Below are 25314 nucleotides of genomic sequence, written 5' to 3' on the forward strand. Positions count from 1 at the left end.
TCAAAGGAAATGCACATGGATTTTGAGGATAGCATTCTTCAGCAGGCTTCCCGCATCGTCGCCCATGATGAGGCGAATGCTTATGATGCGGTGGTGCCGCCGATAGTACAGACCTCGCTGTTCACCTTCTCCAGCTATGAAGAAATGGTCTCGACATATCGCGGAGAGACAAGCCGTCCTGTTTATACGCGAGGCCTCAACCCAACGGTCCGGGCCTTCGAAGACATGCTTGCGAAACTGGAAGGTGCCGACGACGCACTCGGGTTTGCCAGCGGTATGGCGGCGATTGCCTCTACAATCTTGTCCTTCGTCAAGCCCGGCGACCGGATCGTCGCAGTGCGGCATATTTATCCCGACGCTTTTCGGCTTTTCGGCACCCTGCTGGCCCGCATGAACGTCGGCGTGGATTATGTGGATGGGCGCGACCATGGCGAAGTTCGCAAAGCCTTGCCTGGAGCCAAGCTGTTCTACATGGAAAGCCCGACGAGCTGGGTCATGGAAACGCATGATGTCGGCACGCTCGCAGCGCATGCCCGCGAGTTCGGGGTTCTGACGGTCATCGACAACAGCTGGGCAACGCCGGTCTTTCAGCAACCCTTGTCGCTCGGGGTGGATCTGGTTCTTCATTCGGCTTCGAAGTATCTCGGTGGTCATAGCGACGTCGTCGCCGGTGTGGTGGCCGGTTCCAAGGAACTTGTCGGGCGTATCCGTTCAGAAGCCTATCCCTATCTCGGAGGCAAGCTGTCACCGTTCGACGCGTGGCTCATCATCAGGGGCTTGCGCACCTTGCCAATCCGCATGAAGGCGCACGAGTCCTCGGCAGTCACCATTGCGCAACGGTTGCAAGCGCATGCGCAGGTGGAGCAAGTCTATCATCCCACCTTAGCCGGGGGCTTGCCGGCCGGTCTGACGGGGACATCAGGGCTGTTTTCGTTTGTTTTCAAGGAAAGCATCGATGTCAGCATATTTTGCAATGCGCTCAAGTATTTCAAGCTTGGCGTCAGTTGGGGCGGCCATGAAAGTCTGGTCGTGCCGGCGGAAGTCGTCCTTCAGCAAAAAGCGCTACCGAACTCAGCGCAAACTTTCGGCATCAATCCGCGGTCCGTTCGCCTGCACGTTGGGCTTGAAGGCACTGAGACGCTCTGGGCTGATCTCGAAAACGCAATCGCGACCGCGGCAGGCTGACCCGGATGGCGTCACCTGCTCTGCATCCGACAGCATAGGTACTTCCACAAGATCTCGAACTAGGGCCTTTTCGGCCGGAAAGCTGGAGCATCCATATGGCAAACTCGCTCAATACGCCTCCACTGTCGCGATATAGCGGGCCAAACCAACCCGACCTCGATACTGAGGAAATCTGGGCCGCCCGCGTCGATCTGGCGGCCTGCTTCCGAATGGCGGCGCGATATGGCATGGAGGAAGGCATATGCAACCATTTCTCAGCTGTCGTGCCCGGTTACGACGACCTGTTCATTGTTAATCCGTATGGATTTGCCTTCAGTGAACTGACAGCATCGATGCTGCTCATCTGTGACTTCCATGGCAATGTGATCTCCGGCAATGGCGCACCTGAGGCTACTGCCTTCTTCATTCATGCACGAATCCACAAAAATATCCCGCGGGCCAAAGCCGCTTTCCATACCCACATGCCCTACGCGACGGCGCTTTGCATGACCGAAGGCGACCCTCTGATTTTTGCAGGCCAGACGGCATTGAAATTCTACGGGAGAACGGCGGTCGACAGTGCCTATAACGGCTTGGCCCTCGACGTTCGCGAGGGAGACCGCATAGCCGGCGCAATCGGCGATGCTGACATCGTCTTTATGAAGCATCATGGCGTCATTGTGTGTGCGCCCAATATCGCTGAAGCGTGGGACGACCTGTATTACCTGGAACGAGCATGTGAAGTGCAAACGCTGGCGCTCTCGACCGGACGAAAGGTCGAGCCGGTCGCTCCGGATATCGCGCAGGCCGCCTATCAACAGATGCGGGAAGGCGATCCGGAGTCCGCTATACTGCATTTGGATTCGATAAAGCGGACTCTGACCAGAGAAGAACCGAAGTTCAGGGAATGAATGTTTCGCGCGAAAGGCCGATTTGGCGCTCGCTTATATCAAAGGCGAGGTACTCATTCGTTCCGCTTCATAATATTATCGGCTAGGGTATCAGGGGTATCTATTACTGCAGTGACTGGTGACCTAACTTATGTTTAGTTCCTCGAGGCCAAGAGCATGGGCCTGCACCGTGCGCTTGAACGGTATTGAACCCGCGACCGGATGGCCGAATTGAATAAGCGTCTGAAACGCCACGCTTTTTTGCATAAAGCCTATTTCTGGAATGTCTGTTCCAGCGACAGCTCTATGTTCGATACCAATTCCCCGTAAGCACATTAATATGGCAGGTGCACGATGCCACGCAAGTGCGCCACCGAAATTCCCACCTCCTGTCCTCTGGATTCGAACGACAGTCGACAAGGGGCCACTGCCGTACTGCCGCAGTCTGATCCGTAAAGGTGGCTCCAACATTTTGTAACAACAAACGACACACTGCAACAGTAGCAAGGCTCATAATGTCATTGAGCTTCGCATCGCCTCCAAACATCGATCTAACTTGGTCGCCAAATAGGACCGGGTAGAGCGTTTTAGTCAAAGGGAAAATTCATGACACGTCATGTCATCGCGTTCACCGCGGCCGCTGCTCTGACCGCTATCGCCGCCGTACCGGCCTTCCCGCAGGTCGTAATCTACGATGGCGAGCCTTCAGATCCCTACTCGGTCGACGGGAACACGGAATCCAACTTTCTAGATTCTTGGAACCGCCATCATGACGATCAGAACCGCTGGTCCGGGCAACAGTCTAGCTTTGGACCGGGTGACGTCATTACCTTGCTTGAAGGTCGCGGCTACCGAGTGAGGAATGTTCAGGATGTCGGCGAACGTTATCTGGTCAAGGCAACCCGTGGCGGCGACAACCTGCTTGTGAGCGTATCGCGGTCTGGCGATATCATGGGTGTTGTGCACGACCAGAGATAAAAGTGATACCGGATTTCGCACGGTGAAGAGCTCACTCGCATATTGATTCCAGGGTCATAGCGTGGCAGTTCTGATTTCCAAACGGCTCAAAGCTCAGATGCGTTCTAACTTCGAAACGTTTGAAGGACGCTGATCCGATGAGCGTGACTTGGCCTTGCATGGGCAATAAAATTAGGGCGCCATCCATTAATAGATTTAGAGTTTTGCGCGTAAGGACGAGGGAACCCGATGACACATGCAACGGACGCCATTGCCCAACCGTCACCTATGAATCCACGCATCCGGCGCATGCTCACAGATCCGATCCTGCCCATGCTTGTTCGCCTAGCCTGGCCAAACGTCCTTATCATGCTGGTACAGGCGTCGACTGGGCTCATAGAGACTTGGTGGCTATCCCATCTGGGTACCGATGTGCTCGCCGGAATGGCGCTCGTGTTCCCTGCAGTCATGCTGATGCAGATGATGTCTGCCGGTGCATTCGGCGGAGCAATTTCGTCAGGGATTGCGCGCGCGCTCGGCGGAGGTCGAAACGCGGACGCAAATCAACTTGCGACCCACGCCATCATCATCAACGTCATTCTTGGCTTCATATTTACAGCGATCATGCTGGCTTTCGGACGGCGGATTTATCGGGCGCTAGGCGGCGGTGGCAGTGAGATTGAGACTGCTCTCATCTATTCCAATGTTGTTTTCAGCGGAATGGCATTCGTTTGGCTGATGAATGGCCTAGCTAGTATCGTGCGTGGTACGGGTAACGTGCTTGTACCGGGTATCGTCACCTGCGGCGGTGCGATTGTGCTTGTTTTTGTGTCGCCGCTCCTGATTTTTGGCTTCGGGCCAGTCCCCGCCATGGGGGTTGCCGGTGGAGGATTGGCGTTGTTGCTCTATAACTTTTGTGGCACCGCTATTCTCGGATGGTATATTTTGTCAGGCCGAAATGCCGTTGTTTTCGGACGTGATGCCCTGAGCTTTGATCGCTTTCGAGACATAGCGCGGCTGGGCGCCGTCTCATCTGTCAACTCTGTGCTCACGAATGTCACGATAGGCGTGGCAACGGCGATTGTGGCTGCTCATTCAAGCGTGCAGGCAGTCGCAGGCTTCGGTACCGCTGCAAGGCTTGAATACCTTCTCATGCCCGTGATATTCGGGATCGGCGCTCCGATGGTTGCCTTGATAGGGACCAATATCGGCGCCGGTCAGTGCGATAGAGCCATCAAGATTGCGTTAACGGGCGCTGCTCTATCGTTTGCAATTACGGAAACGATTGGTATCATCGCTGCGATATTTCCTCATGAATGGATTAGTCTGTTCAGCCATGCTGCCGGGGCTATCGATACAGGCGTCAGCTACCTGCAGGTGATCGGGCCCGTCTACGGGTTCTCCGGGATGGGCATGGCTCTTTACTTTGCTTCCCAAGGGGCAGGCCAACTGCGTTGGCCTATGTGTTGCGGATTACTCCGGCTGGCCGTTGCAGGAGTTGGCGGATGGCTTGCGGTAGAGATTTCAGGTTCGCTACAAGGCTTATACGCTGCCATGGCAATCGCACTTGTTGTCTATTCCACACTTTTGGCGCTGGCGATACGCTCTGGCGTTTGGTTTCACGCCTCCGCCGATGAGGGCTCAGGCTCCCTGAGGCCGCAGCCGTCCCGCGGCCAGCATTAGCCAAGTTCGCCCTTCTAGGCGCACAACGAACTGCGCACCCGAGCCAAACTCTAGCCAACAAGTGCCAGCGATCAATTTCGGATATTTGCCGAGCTTCTAAGATCGCCGACGGAATCGAAAGTCTTCGGCTTCTCAAGCCTCTGGTCAGGCGTGGCGTTCAAGGGCGCGGACCGTCGCATCGACCTGCGGCTCTCGGCTCCGGACCAGATCACCGACTATTCGAGCCGGGCCCGGACGCATTGTTCAGCCAAGAGTGAGGTAGCCAGTATTTAGAAAAACGCCGTAATCTTAGTCGGGCCGAACACCGGTGTTCCGTCCGGCGTTATCGTTCATTGGCCGCAATAGAAGGTGACTTCGGACATCGCCGCCGGGAAAACTTCTGGCGACCGTGCGTTCGCACGTGGCAGGGCGTCCTTCGCCAAGATCGGTGGCGTGGCCGTAGATTTCGGCCATGCCTCCGAGCGGCATGCGATCGCCAACTCAGGTGATGGCGATCCTGTGGGTTTTCCTCGGGTCGAAATCAACAAATGAAAAAATCGCATGTGCAACACCGGGGTGTGATCTGTCTTGTCGATAGCCCCTTCTAAGCGGGGATAGGGGCTTATTCACCCAGCTCAGTTCCGAAACCGCACGCTCTGGAAGCCTGTTTGCCAAAACCGCTCCCTCTGGCGACATCCTTTCCCGCGAGTGCAAATCGCAAGATCACCACCCGGGCAAGAAACGACGTCCCTCAAGCGACTACCAGTCTGACTACAACTAGAGCTTGCTCAGAACCTCAAGCGAACCCGCATCCCCGAAGAAAGAAATCGACTGATTTCCTGGCCCGGGCGATCGCCGCGTCCCTGTTCGGGGGCCGCCCGCCGAGGGTATCCTGAATCATCGGCCCTTGGATGAGGTAATAGAACTGATCCGCTAAAAAAACCGCGTCCTCGACGCCGCCGTTGTATAGAAGAGAGCTTAGCCGATCTCGGGAGTGCTTTCTTCCGGCAGCTTCGGCGATTCGCATCAGTTCGGGAAACTTTCTCGCCTCTCTGTGAACTAGGAAATACAGCGCCAGCACTTGCGTATCCAGAAACGCATCGACCAGCTTCTCGGCGACCGTATGAAGCTCTTCAGAAAGCGTCTTGCCTCCAAGCCGCGACAACTCGGCCGGGGGCCGCCGCTGTTTTGTGAAGTCGATGATAACCGCTTCGAACAGGTCGGCTTTCGTGGCGAAGCGCGTATACAGTGTTCTCTTAGAGCATTTCGCCAGCGCGGCAATGTCATCCGTGCTCGTGCCCTCGTACCCCCTGTCGAGGAACAGGACCTGAGCCGCGGCGACGATCTCCGCCGTCAAATTCGCCTCGTTTCCCTTAGCGGGACGCCCTCTTGAACGTGGGCTTGCCTGGGAGCTCTTTGCGTCGTTGCCACTATTGACCGTAATTTTCATCGTCTCCTGTTCGTATCGACATCCTGAAGGTTCCTCATGACGGCACCGATCGCAATGCTCAGTGCATCGCCGCTGCAGGTGCGCGCTGAATCGGTCTCAGGATAAACACCAGCGGTGTGATGACCAGAAGGGAGATGGCGAAGAAGTAGAACATGTCGTTGAACGCCATGACGGTGGCCTCACGAATCATTACCTGAAAAATGTTGACGGTGGAGAGCTGGACAGATTGCGGATCACTCCCGGACTGAAGCACACGCTCCTGGACAATGAGGGAATTGGCGGTTACCGACTCGATCAAACGCTGCGTGTGAAGCGAGGTCTGACGGTCTAGCAGGGTACCGATCAGGGCAAGACCAACGGAACCACCGAGGTTACGGGCGGCCGTGTATATTCCTGCGGCGTCCTGCGCCTGTTCGCGGGGCACGGAACGCGTCATGGCCTGATTGAGGAAGATAAGCGTGAAAGCTTGCCCGAATCCGCGAAGCAACTGCGAGAAATTGAAGTCGCCCCCATCGGCGCCCGCGGTTAGGCCCGTATCCACATAACAGCTCACAGAATAGCACATCAGTCCGAATACGATCGCTATCCTAAGGTCGAGCTTTCTGGTCAGAAGCGGGAAGAGCGGGATGATCATCAGCATCGGAAGACCGCTAAGGAGGACGACCATGCCCGACTGGAGTGCATTGTATCCGCTGATGCGTGCAAGAAACTGCGGTATCAAATAGGTTATCCCATAGAGCGAGGCACCGGTCACGACCGCCATGACAATGACACTCCCAAATGATCTCTGAAACAGGATGCCGAGGCGGATGACGGGTCTTTCCGCGGTCAACTGACCCACGACAAGCATAAGCAGTCCAAACAGCGCAAATCCCGTCAGCAGTACGATAACCGAGGACTCGAACCAGCTTTCTCTCTGCCCGTCCTCGAGAACGACAGTAAGGCATCCCAGGAACATTGGCAGCCCGACGATACCCAGCCAATCCGCTTTCAGCAGTAATTCTAGACTGGTCCTCGCAGGCGGTAGTCCAAGGGTGAGAAGCAGAAGCAGGCCGACGCCTACGGGGAGATTAAGAAAAAACGCATAGTGCCAGCTGGCGTTCTCTGTAAGCCATCCACCAAGTACAGGGCCTGCGATGGGCCCCATGACAGCGGTGATCCCGAACAGGGCGATGCCGACTGGCTGCTGGTCTGGCGGCAGCCGCAGAGCGATGATGGTCATGGCGGTCGGTATCATAGCGCCTCCGGTAAACCCCTGGCCGACGCGTCCCGCCACCATCATTCCGAGAGACGTCGAAAAACCGCAAGCCATCGAGAAACAGATGAACAGTGACGTCATCACCAGCAGGAACTTCCGGAGGCCGAGAAGGTCGGTGAACCAGCCAGAAAGCGGGATCATGACGATCTCCGCCACGAGGTAGGCGGTGGCGATCCATGTGCCTTCCGATCCACTCGCGCCAATTTCACCCTGTATTTGGGGCAGAGCGGAGTTGGTAATCGAAACGTCCAGCGTCGCCATCAACGCACCGACTATACCCGCGGTGACGGCGGTCCATGCCGCTGCATCCGCTTTTTCGAGCGGTTTAACGGCCTCGCCATCCACTGTCGTGATGCTCATTGTCCGACCTCGACGGCTTCGCCTTTCCCATAGCAGCTACCGCGGGTATCCACCTCGACACTGACGGAAAGTCCGGGAACTAGCAGCTTTGGTGGGTTTGCATTGGCCTCAATCTTGATGCGGACGGGAATGCGCTGAACGATCTTTGTGAAGTTGCCTGTGGCGTTTTCGGTCGGGATCAGGGCGAACTGCGCGCCCGTCCCAGGCGAGAAGCTCTCGACTTCGCCATCGAGGGTGCCGGAGCTAATGGCGTCGACGCTGATGTGAGCGGGCTGTCCCACACGCATCATTTCGACCTGCGTCTCCTTGAAGTTGGCAACGAGGTAGATGTCGTTGACGGGAACGATAGTCATTAGCCGCATGCCCGCAGAGACGTACTGCCCGATGTTGACCGACTTGTCGCCGACGACACCCGCAATCGGCGCGGTGATCTCGGTAGCATCAAGATTTAGCTGGGCGGTTGCCAGCTGCGCTTCGGACTGCCTCACGGCCGCCTCCACCTGTTTGACAGCGGCTTCGGTGGTGTTGATGGCCTCTTTGGCAGACTCTAGTGACGCCTCGGAGACTTTGACCTGCGCAGCCTGCTGGTCACGCTGACTCGTATAAGTGGCTATCTGCTCGTTGGACGTCGCGCCTGAGCGGCCGAGCGACTGATAGCGGTCGACCTGGCTCTGGGCGAACCGCGCCTGGGTCCTTACCGAGATAAGCTGGGCTTCAGCCTGACCGACTGCGGATATCTGCTGCTTCGCTTCGGCCAGCGCTCTGGCGAGGTCCGCCTTGGAGGACTCGACACCCGCCTGCGCCTGCGCGACCTTGGCCTGATAGTCTTGGGGTCTGATTTCCAGGAGCCTGTCGCCGACAGCGACCCTCTGGTTCGCGACCACGTACAAGTGTTCGACATATCCCTGGACCTTAGGGGACACCGCCGTCTGGTCGGCCTGTAGGAACGCATCGTTGGTTGACTGCAGAAAGCGGCCGACTGTCCAGTAGTGGAAGAACCAAATGGAGCCGCCGACAACCGCCACGAGGGCGACGATCAGGAGGATGCGTTTAATCAGCCGCCTCTCTTCTGGCGATTTAGTCGGCGGGGAGAGGTCTCCGGGCTGTTCTTCGGAAACGTCGCCTTCGTTTTCGACCCGCATTGCACTCGCTTTTGCCACTACCTGATCACTCCATCACTTTAATGGTACTATATAGTTTATTTAATCGCGATGGAAATTCCCGCTGGCGACATGCGGCACTCTTCAGAGCTTTTTGGGAAGAAAGGCGAAAAAAGGCGCCGCAAACTGCGGGGGCAGAGAAAGGCGATAGCCTTCAGGAGATATCAGAACTGCTTGCGGCAGCCGATCGTGATCGTGTTACTCTCGAATCGGGGGTGAACGAATAATCAACGCGAGCCGTGAGTTGAAGCTGTCAGCCGCCGTATAATGATATCCTGTATCCAGCATGGGCTTTCGAATAACGCCGCCCTAGCGAACACGCTCTGCAGATTGATGCTGACGCTGGCGTCGAGAGGCACTGACAACCTGATCATGCGCGAATCGCTGCCCGAACTTGCCGATGACCCGCACGACAATGGGATCATCAGCAGCGTGATGCTGCCGGTTGGAAGCGGCCTCGAAGTCAGTCGCTACGACCCGGACTAAAGCTATATGAGGCTTTTTGTCAAACCCACGTGAGCCTGCTTGCGGGAGACAACAGCCCGACGAGGCTGGATGGACCGGCAGCCGGGAAGCGGCTGCCGGAATTCATGCGATCAGAGGCGTTTAGCTAGCAAACGAGCTATTGAAGTTGAAGCCGCCAGACGCGTTGCTGAACGAGAATGTTCCAGCCTTCTGTACAACTTCAGCCGGCAGCGATGCCGAAAACGTGCCTGACTTCGAACCGAAGGTGTAGCTGCCGCTGACAGCACCATCGGCACCGATGGTGACCGTGGAAGCGACCGTGGAGGCGCCGCCGCTCACGAGATCCAGCTGGGCGATGTCGAGTTCGATGATGTTGTTCATGTTAGTCTCCTTTCAGGTTGGGTTGGGGGGTGGCCTGCCTGGCCTTCCCCTCCTTCAGTCATCACCGGCTGCCTATGGCCATCAGAGGGTCCAATATCCAGTCGGTGAAGTGTCGGCGATCTGTGACGATATCGCCGATTAGGGTCATACCGGGGGTCAGCGGACGCTCTTCGCCATACGCGGCGATGCTGGTGCGCTCGAGGCTGACTGTGACCCGGTAGACGGGAGCTGTAAGGGCGATGGGAGCCAGAAGCTCACCCTCGCGATAGGTTGCGCGGGAGACCTGAACGACATGTCCCAAAAGCATCCCGAAACGCTGATATGGAAAGGCATCGACCTTGAGCCGTACCTCCTGCCCTGGCTGGATAAGGCCAGCAGCGCGCGGCGGAACGAGGAGATTGGCTTCGAGGTTGCTGCCACCAGGCACGAGGGCGGCAAGAGGCGATTGGACGATGGCAGTCTGCCCCGGCTGGGCCTGTAGCGCCGCAACCCGGCCGGCCACCGGCGCGACGACCACATAGGCGCGGTTGACCTGCAATTGGGCGAGGGATTGCTCAAGCTCGCTGCGAAGACCTTGTAGCTGAGCGAGCTTGTCGTCCCTTCCAGCCGGCAGGCTGGCCAATTGCGAGCGGGCATCGACAAGATCGCCTTGCCGCTGTTCCTTTTGCCGCTCCAGTTCGTGGATGACGCTCTCCTGGGCAAAGATCTGCTGCTGGCGGCGCGATAGTTCAAAACGCGTGCCGCCGCCATTGACCTGGAGCTTGGCATAGTGGCCGGTATCGTCTGTTTGCAGGGCTTGCAGCCCGCGTTCCGACTCCAGACGTTGCTCCTGGCTCGCCAGTTCACTGCCCAGTCCTTCGACACGGGAAGACAGGCGCCGCTCCTCCTGGTCAAAGCGGGTGTTGGATGCCTTGATCTGTGTGTCGATGGACTGGATACGGGCTTGCGTCTCGATCCGCAATTTTTCACCAACCGTGCCGTCAGCGCCGGTCATCTCCAGCGACAGCTCCACCATCGGCTGCCCCTGGGTGACCTGGTCTCCCTCATGGACGAGCACGCGTGTTACCGTACCGCCCCTGGCGGCGTAGATCTGCGCCAGGCCGCCAGTCGGGGCGATGTAGCCCTGCACCGTCTCCTTGCGCGCATAGGTACCAGTCATGAGATAGGCCGCACCGACGACAACGAGGCAGCCGAGGACGGCCGTCATCATCCCGTGGCTCACCGGTTGTGCGATCATCACCTCCCCGCCAATGCGGCGGCGATGTTCAGTGGCTTCGGTGCGGAACAAGGTACTCATGGCACCACCTGCAGAGGCTGTGCCGGCACGTCGCGCTTCAGCTCGCGTATATTGCCGTTCTCGACTGCGAAGACGCGGGCAGCTCCCTCGATGGCTCCGGCGCGATGTGCGACCATCACTTGGGTGATACGGAGCTTGCTCAGCGATTGCATGAGGCGGCGCTCCGACAGAACGTCCAGGTTGGCCGTCCCCTCGTCGAGGAACAATATGGACGGCTTGCGGTAAAGCGCACGGGCGAGGAGAGCTCGCTGCTGCTGCCCACCCGACAGCGTCGATCCAAGATCGCCAACCAGGGTCATGTAGCCCATTGGCATACGCATGATTTCGTCATGAAGGCCAACGAGGCGGACGACTTCTTCGACCCGCGCCATATCGATCTCAGGATCGAAAAAGGCGATGTTGTCGGCAATCGTCCCCGCAAAAAGCTGGTCGTCCTGCATCACCACACCAACCTTGGCTCGATAGGCGCGCATCCCGAACGCCCCGAGCGGGAGACCGTCGACAAGCACCTCGCCTTCGCCCGCCGGATAGAGGCCCATCAACAATTTCAAGAGGGTAGACTTGCCGCCACCGGAAGGGCCAACAAAGACGACGGATTGCCCCGCCTCTATGGAGAGGGATACATCCTTGAGAACCCATGCCTCACGTTCGGCATAGCGAAAGGAGAGGTTGCGCACGAGGAGCGATCCGGCAAGGGGACGATCCTCGCGTGCTGCGGCATTGAGGGCGGGCTCGGGATCCTGATGAACGACATCGGCCAGGCGCTCGAGATGAAGGCCGATCATTCGAAATTTGAAATACTGATCGACGAGTGAAAACGCTGCCGTGCTGAACTGGCTCCGATAGGAAAGGAAAGCCAGCAGCATGCCGAGCGTCATCTCTCCCCTAATGATGCTGCCGGCGCCGAAATAGAAGACCAGAAGCATCTCGGCACCCGTCAGGAAGGATAGGCCTGCCGAGCCTTTGAGACTGATTTTCTGGACGCGTACATTGTTGTTGATGCTGTCGGCATAGGCATTTTGCCAGACACCGTGGCGTTCCAGTTCACGTCCGAACAGCTTGAATGCTCGCGCACCACGGATAGTTTCGAGGAGGATACCATCCACCTTGGCCTGGTACTGGATGCCTTCGTTGGTCAGGCTGCGAAGCCAAGGGAAAGTCCCCATTCGGATGCAAATGACTAGCGCCAGCGATGCCAGCACAATGCTTGCCAGATAGGGTGCGTAGATCAACATCACAGCCAGCGTGATGATCGCCATCAAACCGTCCAGCGCGCCTGACACAAAGCCACCTGTCAGCAGATCCTGAACCGGTTGAAGGGAGTTGAAACGCGACAGGATATCGCCGAGACGACGTTTTTCAAACCACGGGACAGGAAGGCGCAAGGCATGGCGCAACAGATTGCCGCGCATCTGAAAGGTGAGAAGCGTGCTGAAGTGCATCTGCACGTACCCGCGCAACAAGGTCGTGGCGCTCTGGACCAGCAGCAGCAATCCCGCGCCGATGACTATGACGTTCAAGAGACTGAAATCACCTTTTGAGATGGCCTCGTCGACAATCATCTGGTTGACCAGCGGCGACAGCAGAACAAAGAATTGCAACAGGGTGGAGAGCGCCAGGATCTGCAGCAGGCTCGGAATGAAGCCTGCGCTCCGGGACCACAGGTCGGCCAGGCGCACCCGCTCGACCACCTTGCGTGTTCGGAAGGTGGTTGCCGGCGTGAGTTCCAGCGCTATCCCGGTAAAATGTTTCGATGCTTCGTTGAGGGAAAGCCGTCGCTGGCCGCTCGCGGGATCGTGGATGTCCACCCACCGGCCGGATGCATGCGTCAGCACGACGTAGTGCGACATATCCCAGTGGAGAATGCAGGGTGTCTTCAGCTTGCCGATATCTGCCATTTCCAGCTTCAGCGGCCGACTGGTCAGACCGAGATCGTCAGCGACGGCGATGAGCGTTTTCAGAGTCGTACCGTTTGCGGATGCAGCGTGGCGGCGGCGAAGTTCTGACAAAGTTGTCCGATGACCGTGAAAGCCGGCCACCATCACCAGGCACGCAAGCCCGCATTCAGCGGCTTCGGATTGTAGCAGAGGCTCAATCCCGTAGCGTTTATGGAGGGCCGTGAGAAACAACTGACTATCTCGCTTTAGCGGTGGTGAAAAATGAGAAATGGGGTGCAATTTCCGACGAAAGCCCGGCCGTTATGCCGGCCGACGACCGTCCGCTCACGACAGGGCCGTCGACGAGTTTTCTGCACACGATGGTTAAAGTTCAGGAGATTTGGACTTTTAAATCCAGTTCAGAGCTCGCATCGGACCAAGGGCACTGACTGGTCCCGAGTTCCGTGAAGATGAGTGATGTAAGACATACGACAAAGCTCCCTTGGATCGTTGTCGGCGCTTTATTCCCGGCACTCGTAATTCGTGCGTGGCAATCAAGCTGCCGTGTCCAAAGGTATGGCATGCCTCACTATTGAGTTGGGACTAGTTATATTGGGAGATGTTGCGGCGGCGCACTTTGCTGCCACAATCAAGATGATATCGGGCTCGAAGGAGGGGCCGAAGGCTCTGGCTGCGTAGCGGCAATCACGATGAGGCGTCTCATCCTGATCGCCGCGCTATACTCTGGCCCAGGGGGCGTAGAAGGCGACGTGACGGCCTACCTGCTCCGCATGCGCTACGGCCAGAAACATTGAAGCAAGATTTTCAGCCTTTTGCTTCGGCATCTTCAACTCCGAAGCCTTGCTGGCGCGCTCATTCTCGGCCGCGCACTGATCTCTGGCATTCATATGACAGTGTTGGGATTGCCTTTGGCATTGGCGGCGTGGTCGCGGCAAGTTTGCTGCTTCTGGCCAGCGGTTACCATAGCTCGGGCGAGCAATGGGAAAGACATATGCGAAGACGTTCCTGATTCTAGTCGTTTGCCGATGCTTCGGCTGGCATTGTTATCGACAGCGGAGCAGACTAAAGTGGAAGTCAAGGGAGGCGTCATCGAGGAACGTCGCCGTTTTTCCATGAAGCTTATCCAGGACTGACCCCTGACTATGTGCCTAAGCCCTCACTCTCCTGCAGCCATTTGTAGGCCCACAACAGCCTGGTCTTGCTTTCGGCTTGTAAACTTCATCACGTAGACAAAGAAGACCGGTACGAAGAGTATTGCGAGGAGCGTCGCCGATATCATACCACCGAGGACGCCCGTGCCAATAGCAGTCTGGCTTGCCGACCCAGCCCCAGTGGCTATAGCTAAAGGGACAACGCCAAGTGAGAATGCAAGCGACGTCATCAAAATAGGCCTGAAACGGAGATGTGCTGCCTCGACCGCCGCGTCAAACGACGATTTTCCAGCAGCCCTTAGGTCTTTAGCGAACTCGATAATTAGAATAGCGTTCTTCGCTGACAAACCCATGATCGTAATCAGGCCGACCTTGAAGTAGACGTCGTTTGGCATATCGCGCAGCATCACCGCGCCCACGGCCCCGATAACGCCGAGAGGGATGACGAGAAGCACTGAAATCGGGATGGCCCAGCTCTCATATAGTGCGGCCAGGCAGAGAAACACTAGCAGAACGGAGAGGCCAAGAAGCATCGGAACTTGCGAGCCCGACTGGATCTCTTGCAGGGACTGGCCGCTCCACTCGTATCCAAAGCCTGCTGGAAGCGTTTGGGCGATGCGCTCGACCTCAGTGATGGCGTCACCCGATGAATACCCGCTTGCCGCCTGCCCGCTGAACCGGACTGCTGGGAAACCATTGTAGCCGACGATCTGTGCGGATCCCTTGGTGAATTCGTATCTCGAAAATGCGGAGATCGGTACCATCCCGCCCGCAGCGTTCCTGACGGTAAGTTTCATCACATCGAAGATAGTTCCACGCTTGTCTGCGTCCGCCTGCACAGTCACACGTTGCATGCGCCCAGAGTTTGGGAAGTCGTTGACGTAGGACGAGCCAAGGTTAGTGCTGATTGTCTGATTGATATCGGCGAATGTCACGCCATAAGTATTTGCTTTCTCGCGGTCGATTGTCAGCACAGTTTGCGGCGCGTCCGGAAGGCCCTCAACCATAACGCCTGCTAGAACGGAGCTTTTACGGGCCCCTGCCATGAATTGGTCGCGCGCCTCGTTCAGCGCTGCAGTCCCCAGATTTGCTCGGTCTTGAAGCCGGAATGCGAAGCCGTTGGTGCTACCCAGGCCGGAAATTGCTGGTGGTGACAATGCGAAGGCACTTGCATCCCTGATCATCTGGAAGCCGGCATTGAACTTTGCCGAAAGTGCCCGTGCCGACTGCGCGGCCGTCCTCTTGCTCCAATCCTTGAGAGTGATGAACGAGAGTCCTGCGTTTTCGCCCGATCCAGAGAAACTAAACCCGCTTATCGCGACGATACGCTCAACAGATGATTCTGAGGCGACGATTTTCTCCATGGCCTTGATGGAATCAAGCGTCCGTTCCGCTGTCGCGTCGGCTGGGCCCTGAACTTGAGCCAGCAACGTTCCCTGGTCTTCATCGGGTAAGAATGACGAAGGCAGTTGCAGGAACATCCACGCCGTCACCGCAGCCACGGCGAGGTACACGATCATCACCCTGCCTACCCTTCGCAGAAGACATGCTACCCATCCGCTATACTTCTTCGAGCCACGGTCAAATCCTCGGTTGAACCATCCAAAGAAGCCCCTTTTTGTGTGAGAGTGACCTTTCTGGACAGGCTTAAGGAACGTCGCGCAAAGTGCCGGCGTCAGTGACAGGGCTAGGAACGCGGAGAAAAGAATGGAGGCGACCATCGTTAAAGAAAACTGCTTGTAAATCACGCCGACAGCGCCGGGGAAGAACGCCATAGGAACGAAGACGGCTGTCAAAACCAGTGTGATGCCAATGACGGCCCCGCTGATCTGAGTCATCGCCTTCTTTGTCGCCTCCTTGGGTGAAAGCCCTTCTTCTGTCATGATCCGCTCGACATTTTCGACAACGACAATCGCATCGTCCACCAGAATCCCAATGGCGAGGACCATGCCGAACATGGTGAGAACGTTGACGGAGAACCCAAGCACGTACATGATGCCGCAAGCACCGAGCAAAGCGATTGGCACTACGATGGTCGGAATGATCGTATAGCGAAAGTTCTGGAGGAAGAGGAACATCACGGCGAATACGAGAACCATTGCCTCGACAAGCGTCATCAGCACCTGTTCGATAGAGATGTTGACGAACGGCGTGGTGTCGTAGGGAATGGAATATTCAATATCACTTGGAAATGAGGGTGCAAGTTCGGTCAGGCGAGCCCTGATGGCGGTGGCCGTCTTCAGCGCATTGCCGCCAGGGGCAAGTTCTATGGAAGCGCCAGCGGCAGGCTTGCCATTGATGCGAACCGATGTCGAATAGCTATCGGCACCGACTTCAATTCGTGCCACGTCGCTAAGTCGAACAGTTGAGCCGTCAGTTTCCGCGCGAAGCACGATCTTACCGAATTCCTCCGGCGTGGTGAGTTGGCCTTTGATCAATAGGGAGCCTGTCGTGCGGCGATCCGGCAAAGATGGGGACGTGCCAAGACGGCCAGCAGCGACCTGCGCATTTTGGGCTTGGATGGCTGCTGTAACATCGGCGGGTGTCAGATTAAGGCCAAGCAGTTTGTCTGGGTCAAGCCACACACGCATGGCGCGCTCGCCACCAAAGAGTTGGGCGTTGCTGACACCAGTGACACGGCGCAACTCATTGGCAATGTTTCGGCTCATGTAATCGCTGAGAGAAATACCGTCGGTCGAACCACTTTTAGAGGTTAGCGCCACCAAAAGCAGCGTTCCGCCTCCCGCTGTTTCGACGTTTATTCCTTGTTGGACAATCGACGGCGGAAGCCTGGCTTCGACCCGTTTGATGCGGTTTTGGACGTCGACGGCCGCCGTTTCAGGAACCGTTCCCGGCTCGAATGTCACAGTAATCTTGATCGAACCAGCCGCGTCGGATGTTGATTCATAATAGAGCAGCCCAGGAACGCCATTCAGTTCCTCCTCCATCAAGCGTGTCACGCCCTCGTAAGTATCTTCCGGGGATGCGCCCGGATAGGTAGCCGTGACGGTGATTTGAGGCGGCGCTACATCCGGATACTGGGAAATAGGAAGCAGGAAGAGCGAGATTGCGCCACCGAGCATAATTGCGATGGCGAGAACCCAAGCAAAGACTGGACGTTCGATAAAGAAGGCTGGCATCGAAATTATCCCTCTTTCTTTGCGGAGGAGCTTGTCGAAGCTATCCCGGGCCATGGCTCGGCCTTGACAGACGCGCCGGGGGCAATCCTCTGAAATCCATCCACCACGACCCTGTCGCCTGTTGCCAAACCCTTGACGACAACCCAGCGGCCTTCAATAATCCAGCCGAGCGTCACGTCGCGAACTTCGATTTTGCCTTTAGCGTCGACAATATAGAGCTGAGGTTTTCCGGCAGTATCACGTTGCACTGCTTGCTCCGGAACAGCGAATGCGCCTTCCAGGGAGCCCTGCTGGAGTTTTGAGCGAACATACATGCCCGGAAGCAGGTTGTGTTCCGGATTTGGAAACTCGCCCCTAAGGATCAATTGCCCAGTCTGGGCGTTCACGCTTGCCTCAGAAAACAACAGCTTGCCTTCGTGTGGGTACGCACTGCCCTGCTCCGTCACGAGCTTCATGGCTACCCTCTCCCGACCCACCTCCTTAAGATGACCCGTCTTAATAGCATTTCGTAATAGTATCAATGTGTCGGCGGGCTGGGTGAAGTCAGCGTAGATCGGATCAATCTGTTGGATTGTCGCCATTACGTCTGAGGTTGGGCTGACCAACGTGCCCTCGGTGATGAGAGCGCGACCGATCGTGCCGGTGATGGGAGCCTTGACCTGCGTATACTGAAGGTCGAGCTCGGCCGAGCGCAAATCCGCTTCCGCTCGGGAAACATCGGCGTTGCTCTGGGCCAGCGTCGCGATTGCCGTCTCACTGTCATCTGCGCTGGTAACGCCCTTTTGCTGAAGCTGTGTTTGCCTGTCTGACTTTTGGGAGGCCAATTTTCGAGCAGCTACCGCGCTGTCAACAGCTGCTTGCGCTGAATCAACCTTGGCCTGAAATGGAGCCGGGTCAATCACATAAAGGAGGTCACCTTGTTTGACACCAGCTCCCTGCTCGAAAACCCGTTTCAGCACCAGCCCAGTCACGCGCGGGCGGACGTCAGCAGTAACCATCGAGGCAACACGCCCCGGCAATTCACTGACGACCGGTAGAGTTTGCGGCCTCACCTCTACAACGGACACAGGCGTCGGTGGCGCCGCGGCGGCTTTCGTAGTGGCATCCTCGTTGCTGCAGGCCGTTATAGAGAGGGCGACGCACGCCCATAATGCAGTCCGCGTTACTGACATAGATAACGACATGGAATGTCCCCAGGTGAAGCTTTATGGAGAGAAGTCAGGCCACATCAACCAAAAACAAGATAAACGAGACAGTATCGTTTTCTGGATGAGAAAATGGTTTCTGAATTCAGCGGGTAGAGGCACCAGGGCCATATTCAAACAAACACTATCGCTGGCGATTTCAAGTACGACCGTCAACGGCTTAACGATTAGCCGCTGCTAATTCTCAGGCATCACTAGCGGCTTTGCCATTTGATCAATTAGAGAGTCTGCTCCCCTTTCGATGCCAATTTTTGAACCCTTCAAGCGCACAAACGTCGCACCAGCGTTCATTGCCATCGGATATTGCTTGGTGACGTAAGAAGACAACAGGCGACTGGTACTGGAATCGTAAATCTCAACGGCGTAGCTCACTGACCCAGCCATTGTCCCTTCCCGGCCTCGAACGGCCTGCGCAGTGTTGACCACGACGCCGCCGACATCCAAATGTGAGAGCGGTCCGAGAATGGGTGTGGTGTCCTTCGCTCCGGTCAGCGTCAGGTGCAGTCTAACGGTCTGGGGACCAGGGCTCTTGACAACTGCAAACCTCGTCTTCAGTCGCGACGTAAAGACATTCTGCATGTAGTCGGCAAGGACCGACTTGTCAGCGTTTGTGAGCTTGACGAACTGATTGTCCTCACCCCGGTAAATGGTGACCGGATCAATGATGATCTTGGTGTACTGCCGCCAGTCAACGGTAGTTGAGAAGCGGTACGGCACCCGACCAGATTTGTCCTCGGTGTTTGAGCGAAGCTGAGACCTAGATGCAAGTCCTGAGTAGGGCGTCGGATCTGCCGTGGTGCACCCAGATATGATAGAAGACAACGCGGCTAGCGAAATGGCGAATAATAGAGTTTTCAAATGTTGGCTCCAAGGTCGATGGCATCTCTGCCGTGGCCAACTTAGCTGTCTGAATGTTGCGGTGTTATTTGAAATGTTCAAAAATGTTCGACAGAAAGATTTGTGCATTTCCCGGCAGTCCAGGTGCGTGGCAGCACGACACCGTAATCTGTTCAAAACGCCGAAGTACATACGTTGGAAGTAAGATGTTGCCCCCTGGGAGCTATACATCCCCAGCCTCAGCGTGTGACTTACCTACCCTTCGTAATACTTCCGCATGTCCTCTGGTGGCGTGGTGATAGCGAGATAAACCAAAGCTTCCTCTCCAGTATTTTCAATACCATGAACGACGCATGGCGGTGTCCTAACGATTTCACCGGCACTGAGAGGGATGGATTGGTCGTCTTCAAGCAACAGCATTCCTTGGCCAGCTTCTATCAACCAAGTCTGTTCTGAGTTGGGGTGACTATGTCGAGCTGAAACTGCGCCTGGCTTCATGGTCACTCTGGTGATGGTCACCTGTGCGTCTGGGGAATTATCCTGACATAGGATTTGCTCAGATTTTTTTCCCTGATTTCGCAAAACTACAGACTTTTCGACTGCGAGAATTTGAACTTTCAGTTTGATCTCCTGTCAAACGCCTAACCTGTTACCCGCATTACCGTAATCGCCGATAGACTAGATACTTCTTACACATTGCTTCGTCCTCCGTAAATCGAGCAAAACGCCTAATCACGGGATGGAGGGATTTACCGCTTTGCTTCGTTGATCGAGTGAATGATTTCCCCTGTTGATCGCACACGCGCGATTGCTGGAAAAATTCTGTGGACTGTAAACTCGTGCATTTCTCTACTTAGGCTTGAGCATCCGTCCTCCGCAATTATGACTGAGTACCCGTGCTGCCACGCCTCGCGTGCTGTGCTTTCGACACCAAAATTTGTGGCAATCCCAGCTATTATGACGGCTGTGATACCGCCCCTGTTTAGCAATATATCTAATTCAGTGTCGTGAAACGCGCCCCATTGGCGCTTGGTCACGACAGGTCCGCTCAAGCTGCATACAGCCCACGAAAATTCGGAAAAACGTAGTGGTAGCGGGTCTGGCATCCGACTCTGCGCGTCTGTCGGTTGGCCCGGCAGTTTGGAAAAGTCCATTTTGACGCGAACCGTCAAACCGCCGAATGACGCGACCGCCTTGGCGAGAGCTGCAGCATTTGTCACCACAGTTTCAGAAGAGTGCGGCGCAATTGCTCTTTGCAATATGCCTTCCTGCAGGTCTATGACCAAAAGCGCGGTGGTCGACGGCGCCAATACAATGTGCCTCAAGACTGACTCCTATTAAAGCAATTATCCGGTCGCCAATCGTGTGAGTGCGAATCGTTACCTGTCAATACAACCTGTTTGTCATGGCAGGAATATATCACATCGTGCAACAGCACCCCCTCAACCCCATATTCAGCAAAGCCTGCCAATCTTTATCCGAATTCGCCCAAGCCTCTTGCGAGCGCCTTTTATTCGGTCGCAGCCCCAACTGTATGGGAGCTTCTATTTTGGGACAACCGGAAGGCATATAACAATTATTAGGCCGTGCGGCACGCCGTCAGAGAGAGAGAAGCGACCGGAGTGGCCTTTAACCACGATACCTTGCGCGATCGTAAGACCAAGACCAAGCCCTCTTTTTGCGCCAATTTGGCGGGATTCATCTGCCTTAAAGAATGGTTCCAACACTTTTTCCTTGAGTTCGTCCGGTAGGCCGGGGCCGTTGTCACAAACGCGAATTTCGACCTCACCCTGATCATTCGTATTGAGTCTCAGTTCTATGCGTGCCGCGTAGCGGGATCCATTCTCAATTAAATTTGTCAATGCTCGGGTCAAAGCTTGAGGCTTGCAGGTGTGGGTCAATTTTCTGGGGCCTATATAATCAACGTCAATCCCTGCATCTTGAAAGTCGGAAGCGATTGTTTGTAGCAGACTGGAGAGGTCGACTTTGCGCGCTTTCTCAGTATCAGACGGATCATTAAAATATGCCAGGCATTCGTCCACCATAAACACCAATGTAGTAACATCGGTCAGCATAAGATGCCTGAGTTCGGGCTCGAAGCAACGCTCGATACGCATCTTCAGTCGGGTCAGCGGCGTTCTTAGATCATGCCCTACGGAGCTGAGAACGCGGGTACGGTATTCTACCATGCTTTGGATCCTGTTACGCATTACGTTCAGCGATTCCGCCAAGCTACGGATCTCCAATGCGCCGTCCGCTTCGAACGGCTCATGAGTATCGTCATCCATACTCACACGCTTTGCCGCCGCCGCGAACCGCCGCAAAGGGTTGGTGATCAGCAAGCCGCTAAAATAGGCGAGAACAAGCAAAGGAACTACAATCTTTAAAAGCCCGCTGGCGACGGCCGGCGCAAACCAGACTTCAGCGGGAAACACTGGTATCCGGAAAACAAGAACACGCCCATAGTCAACGCGCACTGCCAGCACATTCGGCTTGGCTTGCGCGGAGAACAAGTGCTTGATTGATGTCAGTATATTTCCGGCCGTTAGCGCTTTAGCTCGCGAAACGAGTTCTTCATGGGAAAGAATATTTCCTTGCCAGGTTAACTGCTCTTCCGCCGGCAACTTTTCGACAGCAACATCCATGCTCGCCGCCGCAGCAAGAACAGCATCCTCTTGCTGCAGTGTTTTAGCATCTTTGAACTGTAGGAACAGTGCTTCTGCTCTTCCGGCGAACAGCCCATTCTGAAACTCGCGATCTTGCCGGCCGTAAATGAAAGGCTCTGTAAACATGGCAACTATCGAAACCAAAATAACGAGCATAGTCGCTAGAATGAGTATCTGCCGTTGTATGGAGGCTCTTCGAAGGTTTCTCAAATTACCCGCTCAACTCGAGATGCGAATAAATAACCGCCAAGCCGGACGGTCTTGATAAAGGTCGGATCTTTCAGGTTTGGCTCAATCTTCTGTCGCACGCGACTGATGTGTGCATCAATGCTGCGCTCAACTGGCCCAGCAGATCCTGCATGTGTCATTGAAAGGAGCTGTTCGCGATTGAGCACCTTGTTTGGATGGGAGCAGAATGCCAGAAGGATTTCGAATTCGGCTGTCGTCATGGATACCTGCACCCCATCCGGATCTTGTAGCTGTCGACTTTTCGGGTCGATGCGCCAGCCTGAAAACGTCATTGGGGCAAGATCAGGCTCAGCCTCCCGTCCGCGTGCGCTTCGTCTCAAGATGCTTTTGATCCGCGCCATCAGTTCACGCGAATTAAATGGCTTGGTAACGTAGTCATCAGCTCCAAGCTCTAATCCCAGAACTCGATCAATGTCTTCCCGCATCGCTGTTAGCATCAGTATTGGCAGAGAACTTGACGAACGGAGCCGTCTGCAAATGCTAAACCCGTCCTCACCGGGAAGCATTGCGTCAAGCACGATAAGGTCGAAAGAATGGTGAAGCAAAAGCTTGTCCATGTCCGCGCCGCTGCCTGCAGACATTGCTTGGAAGCCGCCTCCCCTAATCAGCTCAACAAGCATGTCGGCGATGGCTAAGTCATCTTCAACGACGAGCACGTTGGTCTGATCCGAGATCGCCATTTCATATGCCATATTGGGGTATTCTGCCTTTGACTGAATTGCGAGTCCAGCATTATGCCACCAGGCACGCAGCTAGTCATTTCGTTTTGTTTTCCGCGCCCGACTGCCCTTGTCGCGCTCGATACATCAGGAGCGTTAACGATCCGACGCCTCAAGCTGCATGTACAATCTCAGCGTATTTCTCAGTAGTTACCGCGAAAGCCGCCGGCTGTTGCATGAAATTACATTTGAAGATGTTGAGATATGTTGTTGGAGGTGGGGAGGATGCCTCGAATTACGACGATAGATTGATCTCGCCGCGTTTCTCAATGCCGATGAGAACCGTTGATTGTCGCAAGCTCTCCCGACCACCAGGCGAAAGAATGCAGTGAGTAGCAGCGCTGACGCGTAGCGCCGCAACAGGACGCTATCATTAATTCCGCTATAGAAGGCAAAACCAGCATTTGCCGAGGTGCCCGACGGTGACAAGGAGAAATAGTGCCGTAATCACGTATCCACTTATTGAAGCCGCTCCTATCGCCCAGAACACAACGATACATACCCCATACAGTAGAATCTCCCCCTTCAGTGCCGAAATCGGAAACGTATCCAAAGTCGAAGGAGACGCAAAATCGATTTTCTAAAGGATCGTGTCCCAGCGCGTGGTGTATCTGGGTTTCATAGCCATCGGTGTTTTCCGGTAGGGTCGGGTTGCTTATGACCAACCTGAAGGACACCACCGATGACCGACGACATGATGAACCTGCGCTCGCTTGTTGAGAAGAGAGCCGATGCGGATTTCCTGCGCGAGATGATTGGCTTTGCCGCCGAGAAGCTGATGGCACTGGAAGTTGGGGCCGCGACGGGTGCTGGCTATGGCGAGAAGACAGCGCTTCGTCTCGCCCAGCGCAATGGCTACCGCGATCGCGACTGGGAAACGCGAGCCGGAGATCGTGTCCCGTAGCGTGGTGTAGCTTTTGACATCCACGGCATATCCCGGTCTTGGCCGGAGGGAATATCAACGAGCCACTGCTGGCATGCTGATGAGGGGATCATCGCTCATTTGGGCGATTGTTTCCAGCGTCATATAGCGGGACCGCTGGACGGCCCATTTGATGGCATGGACCGCTCCCTTTCCCTCAGCGAAGATGGCGGCTGTTTTTTAGCCAAGAAGGAGTCATCCCATGCCTGTTGTTACTGTTGGTCTCGATCTCGCAAAAACAGTCTTTCAAGCTCACGGCGTCGATGCTGCCGGCCAAACTGTTCTTCGCCGTCGCCTTGGACGCAGCGAATTGTTGGCGTTTTTTGCTAAGCTGCCGCCTTGTTCGATCGCGATGGAAGCATGCTCAAGCGCTCATCACTGGGCTCGGGAGCTGGTGAGGTTGGGACACGACGTTCGGCTCATTCCGCCGCAATATGTCAAACCCTACGTTAAACGGAATAAGACCGACGCGGCAGACGCAGAGGCGATATGTGAGGCGGCGGGTCGACCAAGCATGCGCTTTGTTCCGATCAAGACCCGAGATCAGCAGGCAGTGCTCGTTTTGCATCGGTCTCGTTCATTGCTGGTTCGGCAACGAACAGCATCGATCAACGCTGTGCGGGGATTGGTTGGTGAGTTTGGGCTTATCACATCAAAAGGCCGCTACCGCATGTCAGAGTTGCGGCAGCGCATGAACGCAATGACACCAGACCACCTACCAGAAATCGCCTGCCAAGCTATCAATACCCTGTTTGATCATATCGATGTACTCGAAGAACAGATTGCTGCTGTCGAACGACAGATTGTCGAGTGGCATAAGAGCAACGAAGACAGCCTTCGACTGGCGACTGCGCCAGGTGTTGGCCCTATCACAGCGAGTGCTATCGTAGCAGCTGTGGGAGATGGTCGTCAGTTCCAGTCGGCGCGGCATTTTGCGGCCTGGCTTGGATTGACCCCAAGGATACATGCGAGCGGGAAAAAAGAGAGGATCGGAAGGATCAGTAAAGGAGGCGACCGATATCTGCGGGCGCTTCTAATCCATGGCGCAAGAGCGATTGTCGGTACGCTGTTCCGCAAAAATGTGACGCCTCGTCCGTGGCTGCTTGCACTGGCGGCACGCAGACCGACCAACGTCACCGCCGTCGCCGTCGCGCACAAAACGGCACGCGCCTTGTGGGCAATGCTGACGCGTGAAGAGAAGTACCGCAAACCAATTGCTGCTGCACCGTCTGCAGCGTAACAGCTTCAGCACTGTTCCTATAAACAGTGCTGGCTTGCGAGGGTAAGCGAATGTGATGGCAAACCGGTATGATCCGGGTTCGGCAAAGGCCCATGAAACGATGCGAGCCATATGAGCTCGTCCATTTGTCTGGCCGCCGATCCGCGAATACCATCAAGGCCAGCGGCCGAGAGGCTCGCATAGACAGGCCGGATACACGAACGCAAGCACCGTGTCTGCCGTGACGTTCAAATTGCACCTTGC

General features: G+C 55.8%; 20 protein-coding genes and 1 pseudogene. 8 read left to right on the plus strand and 13 right to left on the minus strand.

Translation table 11 applies throughout. The features are described 5' to 3' along the window. Nucleotides 1-15: 15 nt before the first annotated feature. The 5 genes from PR017_RS19060 (at nucleotide 16) to PR017_RS19080 (ending at nucleotide 5225) form a co-directional block, all read left to right on the plus strand. A complete protein-coding gene (locus PR017_RS19060; protein ID WP_111218106.1) occupies nucleotides 16-1185 on the plus strand; it encodes a PLP-dependent transferase in 1170 nt (389 codons plus the stop codon). Nucleotides 1186-1280: 95 nt separating this feature from the next. Further along, entirely contained in the window at nucleotides 1281-2075 is a 795-nt protein-coding gene (locus PR017_RS19065) for an aldolase (RefSeq protein WP_111218108.1), read from the plus strand. Nucleotides 2076-2660: 585 nt separating this feature from the next. Further along, nucleotides 2661-3032, plus strand: a complete 372-nt coding sequence (locus tag PR017_RS19070) for a hypothetical protein (RefSeq protein WP_278333019.1) — start codon at nucleotides 2661-2663, stop codon at nucleotides 3030-3032. Between the two features lie 228 nt (nucleotides 3033-3260). Beyond that, the gene (locus tag PR017_RS19075; protein WP_279619549.1) at nucleotides 3261-4694 is read left to right on the plus strand and encodes an MATE family efflux transporter; all 1434 of its coding nucleotides are present in this window, start codon (nucleotides 3261-3263) and stop codon (nucleotides 4692-4694) included. A 348-nt stretch (nucleotides 4695-5042) separates the two neighbouring features. Next, a complete protein-coding gene (locus PR017_RS19080) occupies nucleotides 5043-5225 on the plus strand; it encodes a hypothetical protein (RefSeq protein WP_111220927.1) in 183 nt (60 codons plus the stop codon). 244 nt (nucleotides 5226-5469) lie between these two features. Here the strand turns inward: PR017_RS19080 and PR017_RS19085 are convergent, their stop codons facing one another. From PR017_RS19085 to PR017_RS19095, 3 genes are read right to left on the minus strand one after another with little or no spacing between them, the layout of a single operon-like run. Beyond that, nucleotides 5470-6123, minus strand: a complete 654-nt coding sequence (locus PR017_RS19085; RefSeq protein WP_111220926.1) for a TetR/AcrR family transcriptional regulator — start codon at nucleotides 6121-6123, stop codon at nucleotides 5470-5472. A 58-nt stretch (nucleotides 6124-6181) separates the two neighbouring features. Beyond that, entirely contained in the window at nucleotides 6182-7741 is a 1560-nt protein-coding gene (locus PR017_RS19090; protein WP_111220925.1) for a DHA2 family efflux MFS transporter permease subunit, read from the minus strand. Continuing rightward, nucleotides 7738-8883: an HlyD family secretion protein gene (locus tag PR017_RS19095; protein ID WP_111220924.1), complete on the minus strand. Its 1146-nt coding sequence runs from the start codon at nucleotides 8881-8883 to the stop codon at nucleotides 7738-7740. The genes PR017_RS19090 and PR017_RS19095 overlap by 4 nt, the downstream gene beginning before the upstream one ends. Before the next feature lie 351 nt (nucleotides 8884-9234). Here PR017_RS19095 and PR017_RS19100 point away from each other — a divergent pair, with 351 nt between their 5' ends. Further along, on the plus strand, nucleotides 9235-9387 hold the full coding sequence (locus tag PR017_RS19100) for a hypothetical protein (RefSeq protein ID WP_154677474.1): 153 nt from the start codon (nucleotides 9235-9237) through the stop codon (nucleotides 9385-9387). Between the two features lie 120 nt (nucleotides 9388-9507). Here the strand turns inward: PR017_RS19100 and PR017_RS19105 are convergent, their stop codons facing one another. The 10 genes from PR017_RS19105 to PR017_RS19145 form a co-directional block, all read right to left on the minus strand. Next, nucleotides 9508-9747, minus strand: a complete 240-nt coding sequence (locus PR017_RS19105; protein WP_111220922.1) for a flagellar hook protein — start codon at nucleotides 9745-9747, stop codon at nucleotides 9508-9510. A 61-nt stretch (nucleotides 9748-9808) separates the two neighbouring features. Further along, a complete protein-coding gene (locus PR017_RS19110; RefSeq protein WP_279619550.1) occupies nucleotides 9809-11044 on the minus strand; it encodes an HlyD family secretion protein in 1236 nt (411 codons plus the stop codon). Then, nucleotides 11041-13086, minus strand: a complete 2046-nt coding sequence (locus PR017_RS19115) for a peptidase domain-containing ABC transporter (RefSeq protein ID WP_425070048.1) — start codon at nucleotides 13084-13086, stop codon at nucleotides 11041-11043. Before PR017_RS19115 ends, PR017_RS19110 begins: the two co-directional genes overlap by 4 nt. 1012 nt (nucleotides 13087-14098) lie before the next feature. Continuing rightward, entirely contained in the window at nucleotides 14099-17233 is a 3135-nt protein-coding gene (locus PR017_RS19120; RefSeq protein WP_111221256.1) for an efflux RND transporter permease subunit, read from the minus strand. A 5-nt stretch (nucleotides 17234-17238) separates the two neighbouring features. Further along, nucleotides 17239-18417, minus strand: a complete 1179-nt coding sequence (locus PR017_RS19125; protein WP_111221257.1) for an efflux RND transporter periplasmic adaptor subunit — start codon at nucleotides 18415-18417, stop codon at nucleotides 17239-17241. Between the two features lie 198 nt (nucleotides 18418-18615). Beyond that, complete coding sequence (locus PR017_RS19130) at nucleotides 18616-19296, minus strand: DUF3313 domain-containing protein (RefSeq protein WP_240539048.1); 681 nt, start codon at nucleotides 19294-19296, stop codon at nucleotides 18616-18618. A 234-nt stretch (nucleotides 19297-19530) separates the two neighbouring features. Then, on the minus strand, nucleotides 19531-19773 hold the full coding sequence (locus tag PR017_RS28470) for a cupin domain-containing protein (protein WP_423228425.1): 243 nt from the start codon (nucleotides 19771-19773) through the stop codon (nucleotides 19531-19533). Between the two features lie 251 nt (nucleotides 19774-20024). Continuing rightward, nucleotides 20025-20600: an isochorismatase family protein gene (locus PR017_RS19135; RefSeq protein WP_206423195.1), complete on the minus strand. Its 576-nt coding sequence runs from the start codon at nucleotides 20598-20600 to the stop codon at nucleotides 20025-20027. Nucleotides 20601-20819: 219 nt separating this feature from the next. After that, nucleotides 20820-22151 carry a HAMP domain-containing sensor histidine kinase gene (locus tag PR017_RS19140; protein WP_111221259.1) on the minus strand — a complete coding sequence of 444 codons (1332 nt, stop codon included), beginning with the start codon at nucleotides 22149-22151 and terminating at the stop codon, nucleotides 20820-20822. Then, nucleotides 22148-22882 (minus strand): response regulator, encoded by a 735-nt coding sequence (locus PR017_RS19145; RefSeq protein ID WP_111221260.1) that lies wholly within the window; start codon nucleotides 22880-22882, stop codon nucleotides 22148-22150. The genes PR017_RS19140 and PR017_RS19145 overlap by 4 nt, the downstream gene beginning before the upstream one ends. Nucleotides 22883-23591: 709 nt before the next feature. On the opposite strand from PR017_RS19145, the pseudogene PR017_RS19150 reads away from it, so the two are divergent. Together PR017_RS19150 and PR017_RS19155 are read left to right on the plus strand one after the other, a co-directional pair. Next, nucleotides 23592-23798: pseudogene (locus PR017_RS19150) on the plus strand (transposase); the annotation flags it as partial. A gap of 235 nt (nucleotides 23799-24033) precedes the next feature. After that, complete coding sequence (locus PR017_RS19155; RefSeq protein ID WP_111221261.1) at nucleotides 24034-25071, plus strand: IS110 family RNA-guided transposase; 1038 nt, start codon at nucleotides 24034-24036, stop codon at nucleotides 25069-25071. Nucleotides 25072-25314: the final 243 nt, after the last annotated feature.

Origin of the sequence: Rhizobium tumorigenes, from assembly GCF_003240565.2 — a bacterium.
Taxonomy (GTDB): Bacteria; Pseudomonadota; Alphaproteobacteria; order Rhizobiales; family Rhizobiaceae; genus Rhizobium; species Rhizobium tumorigenes.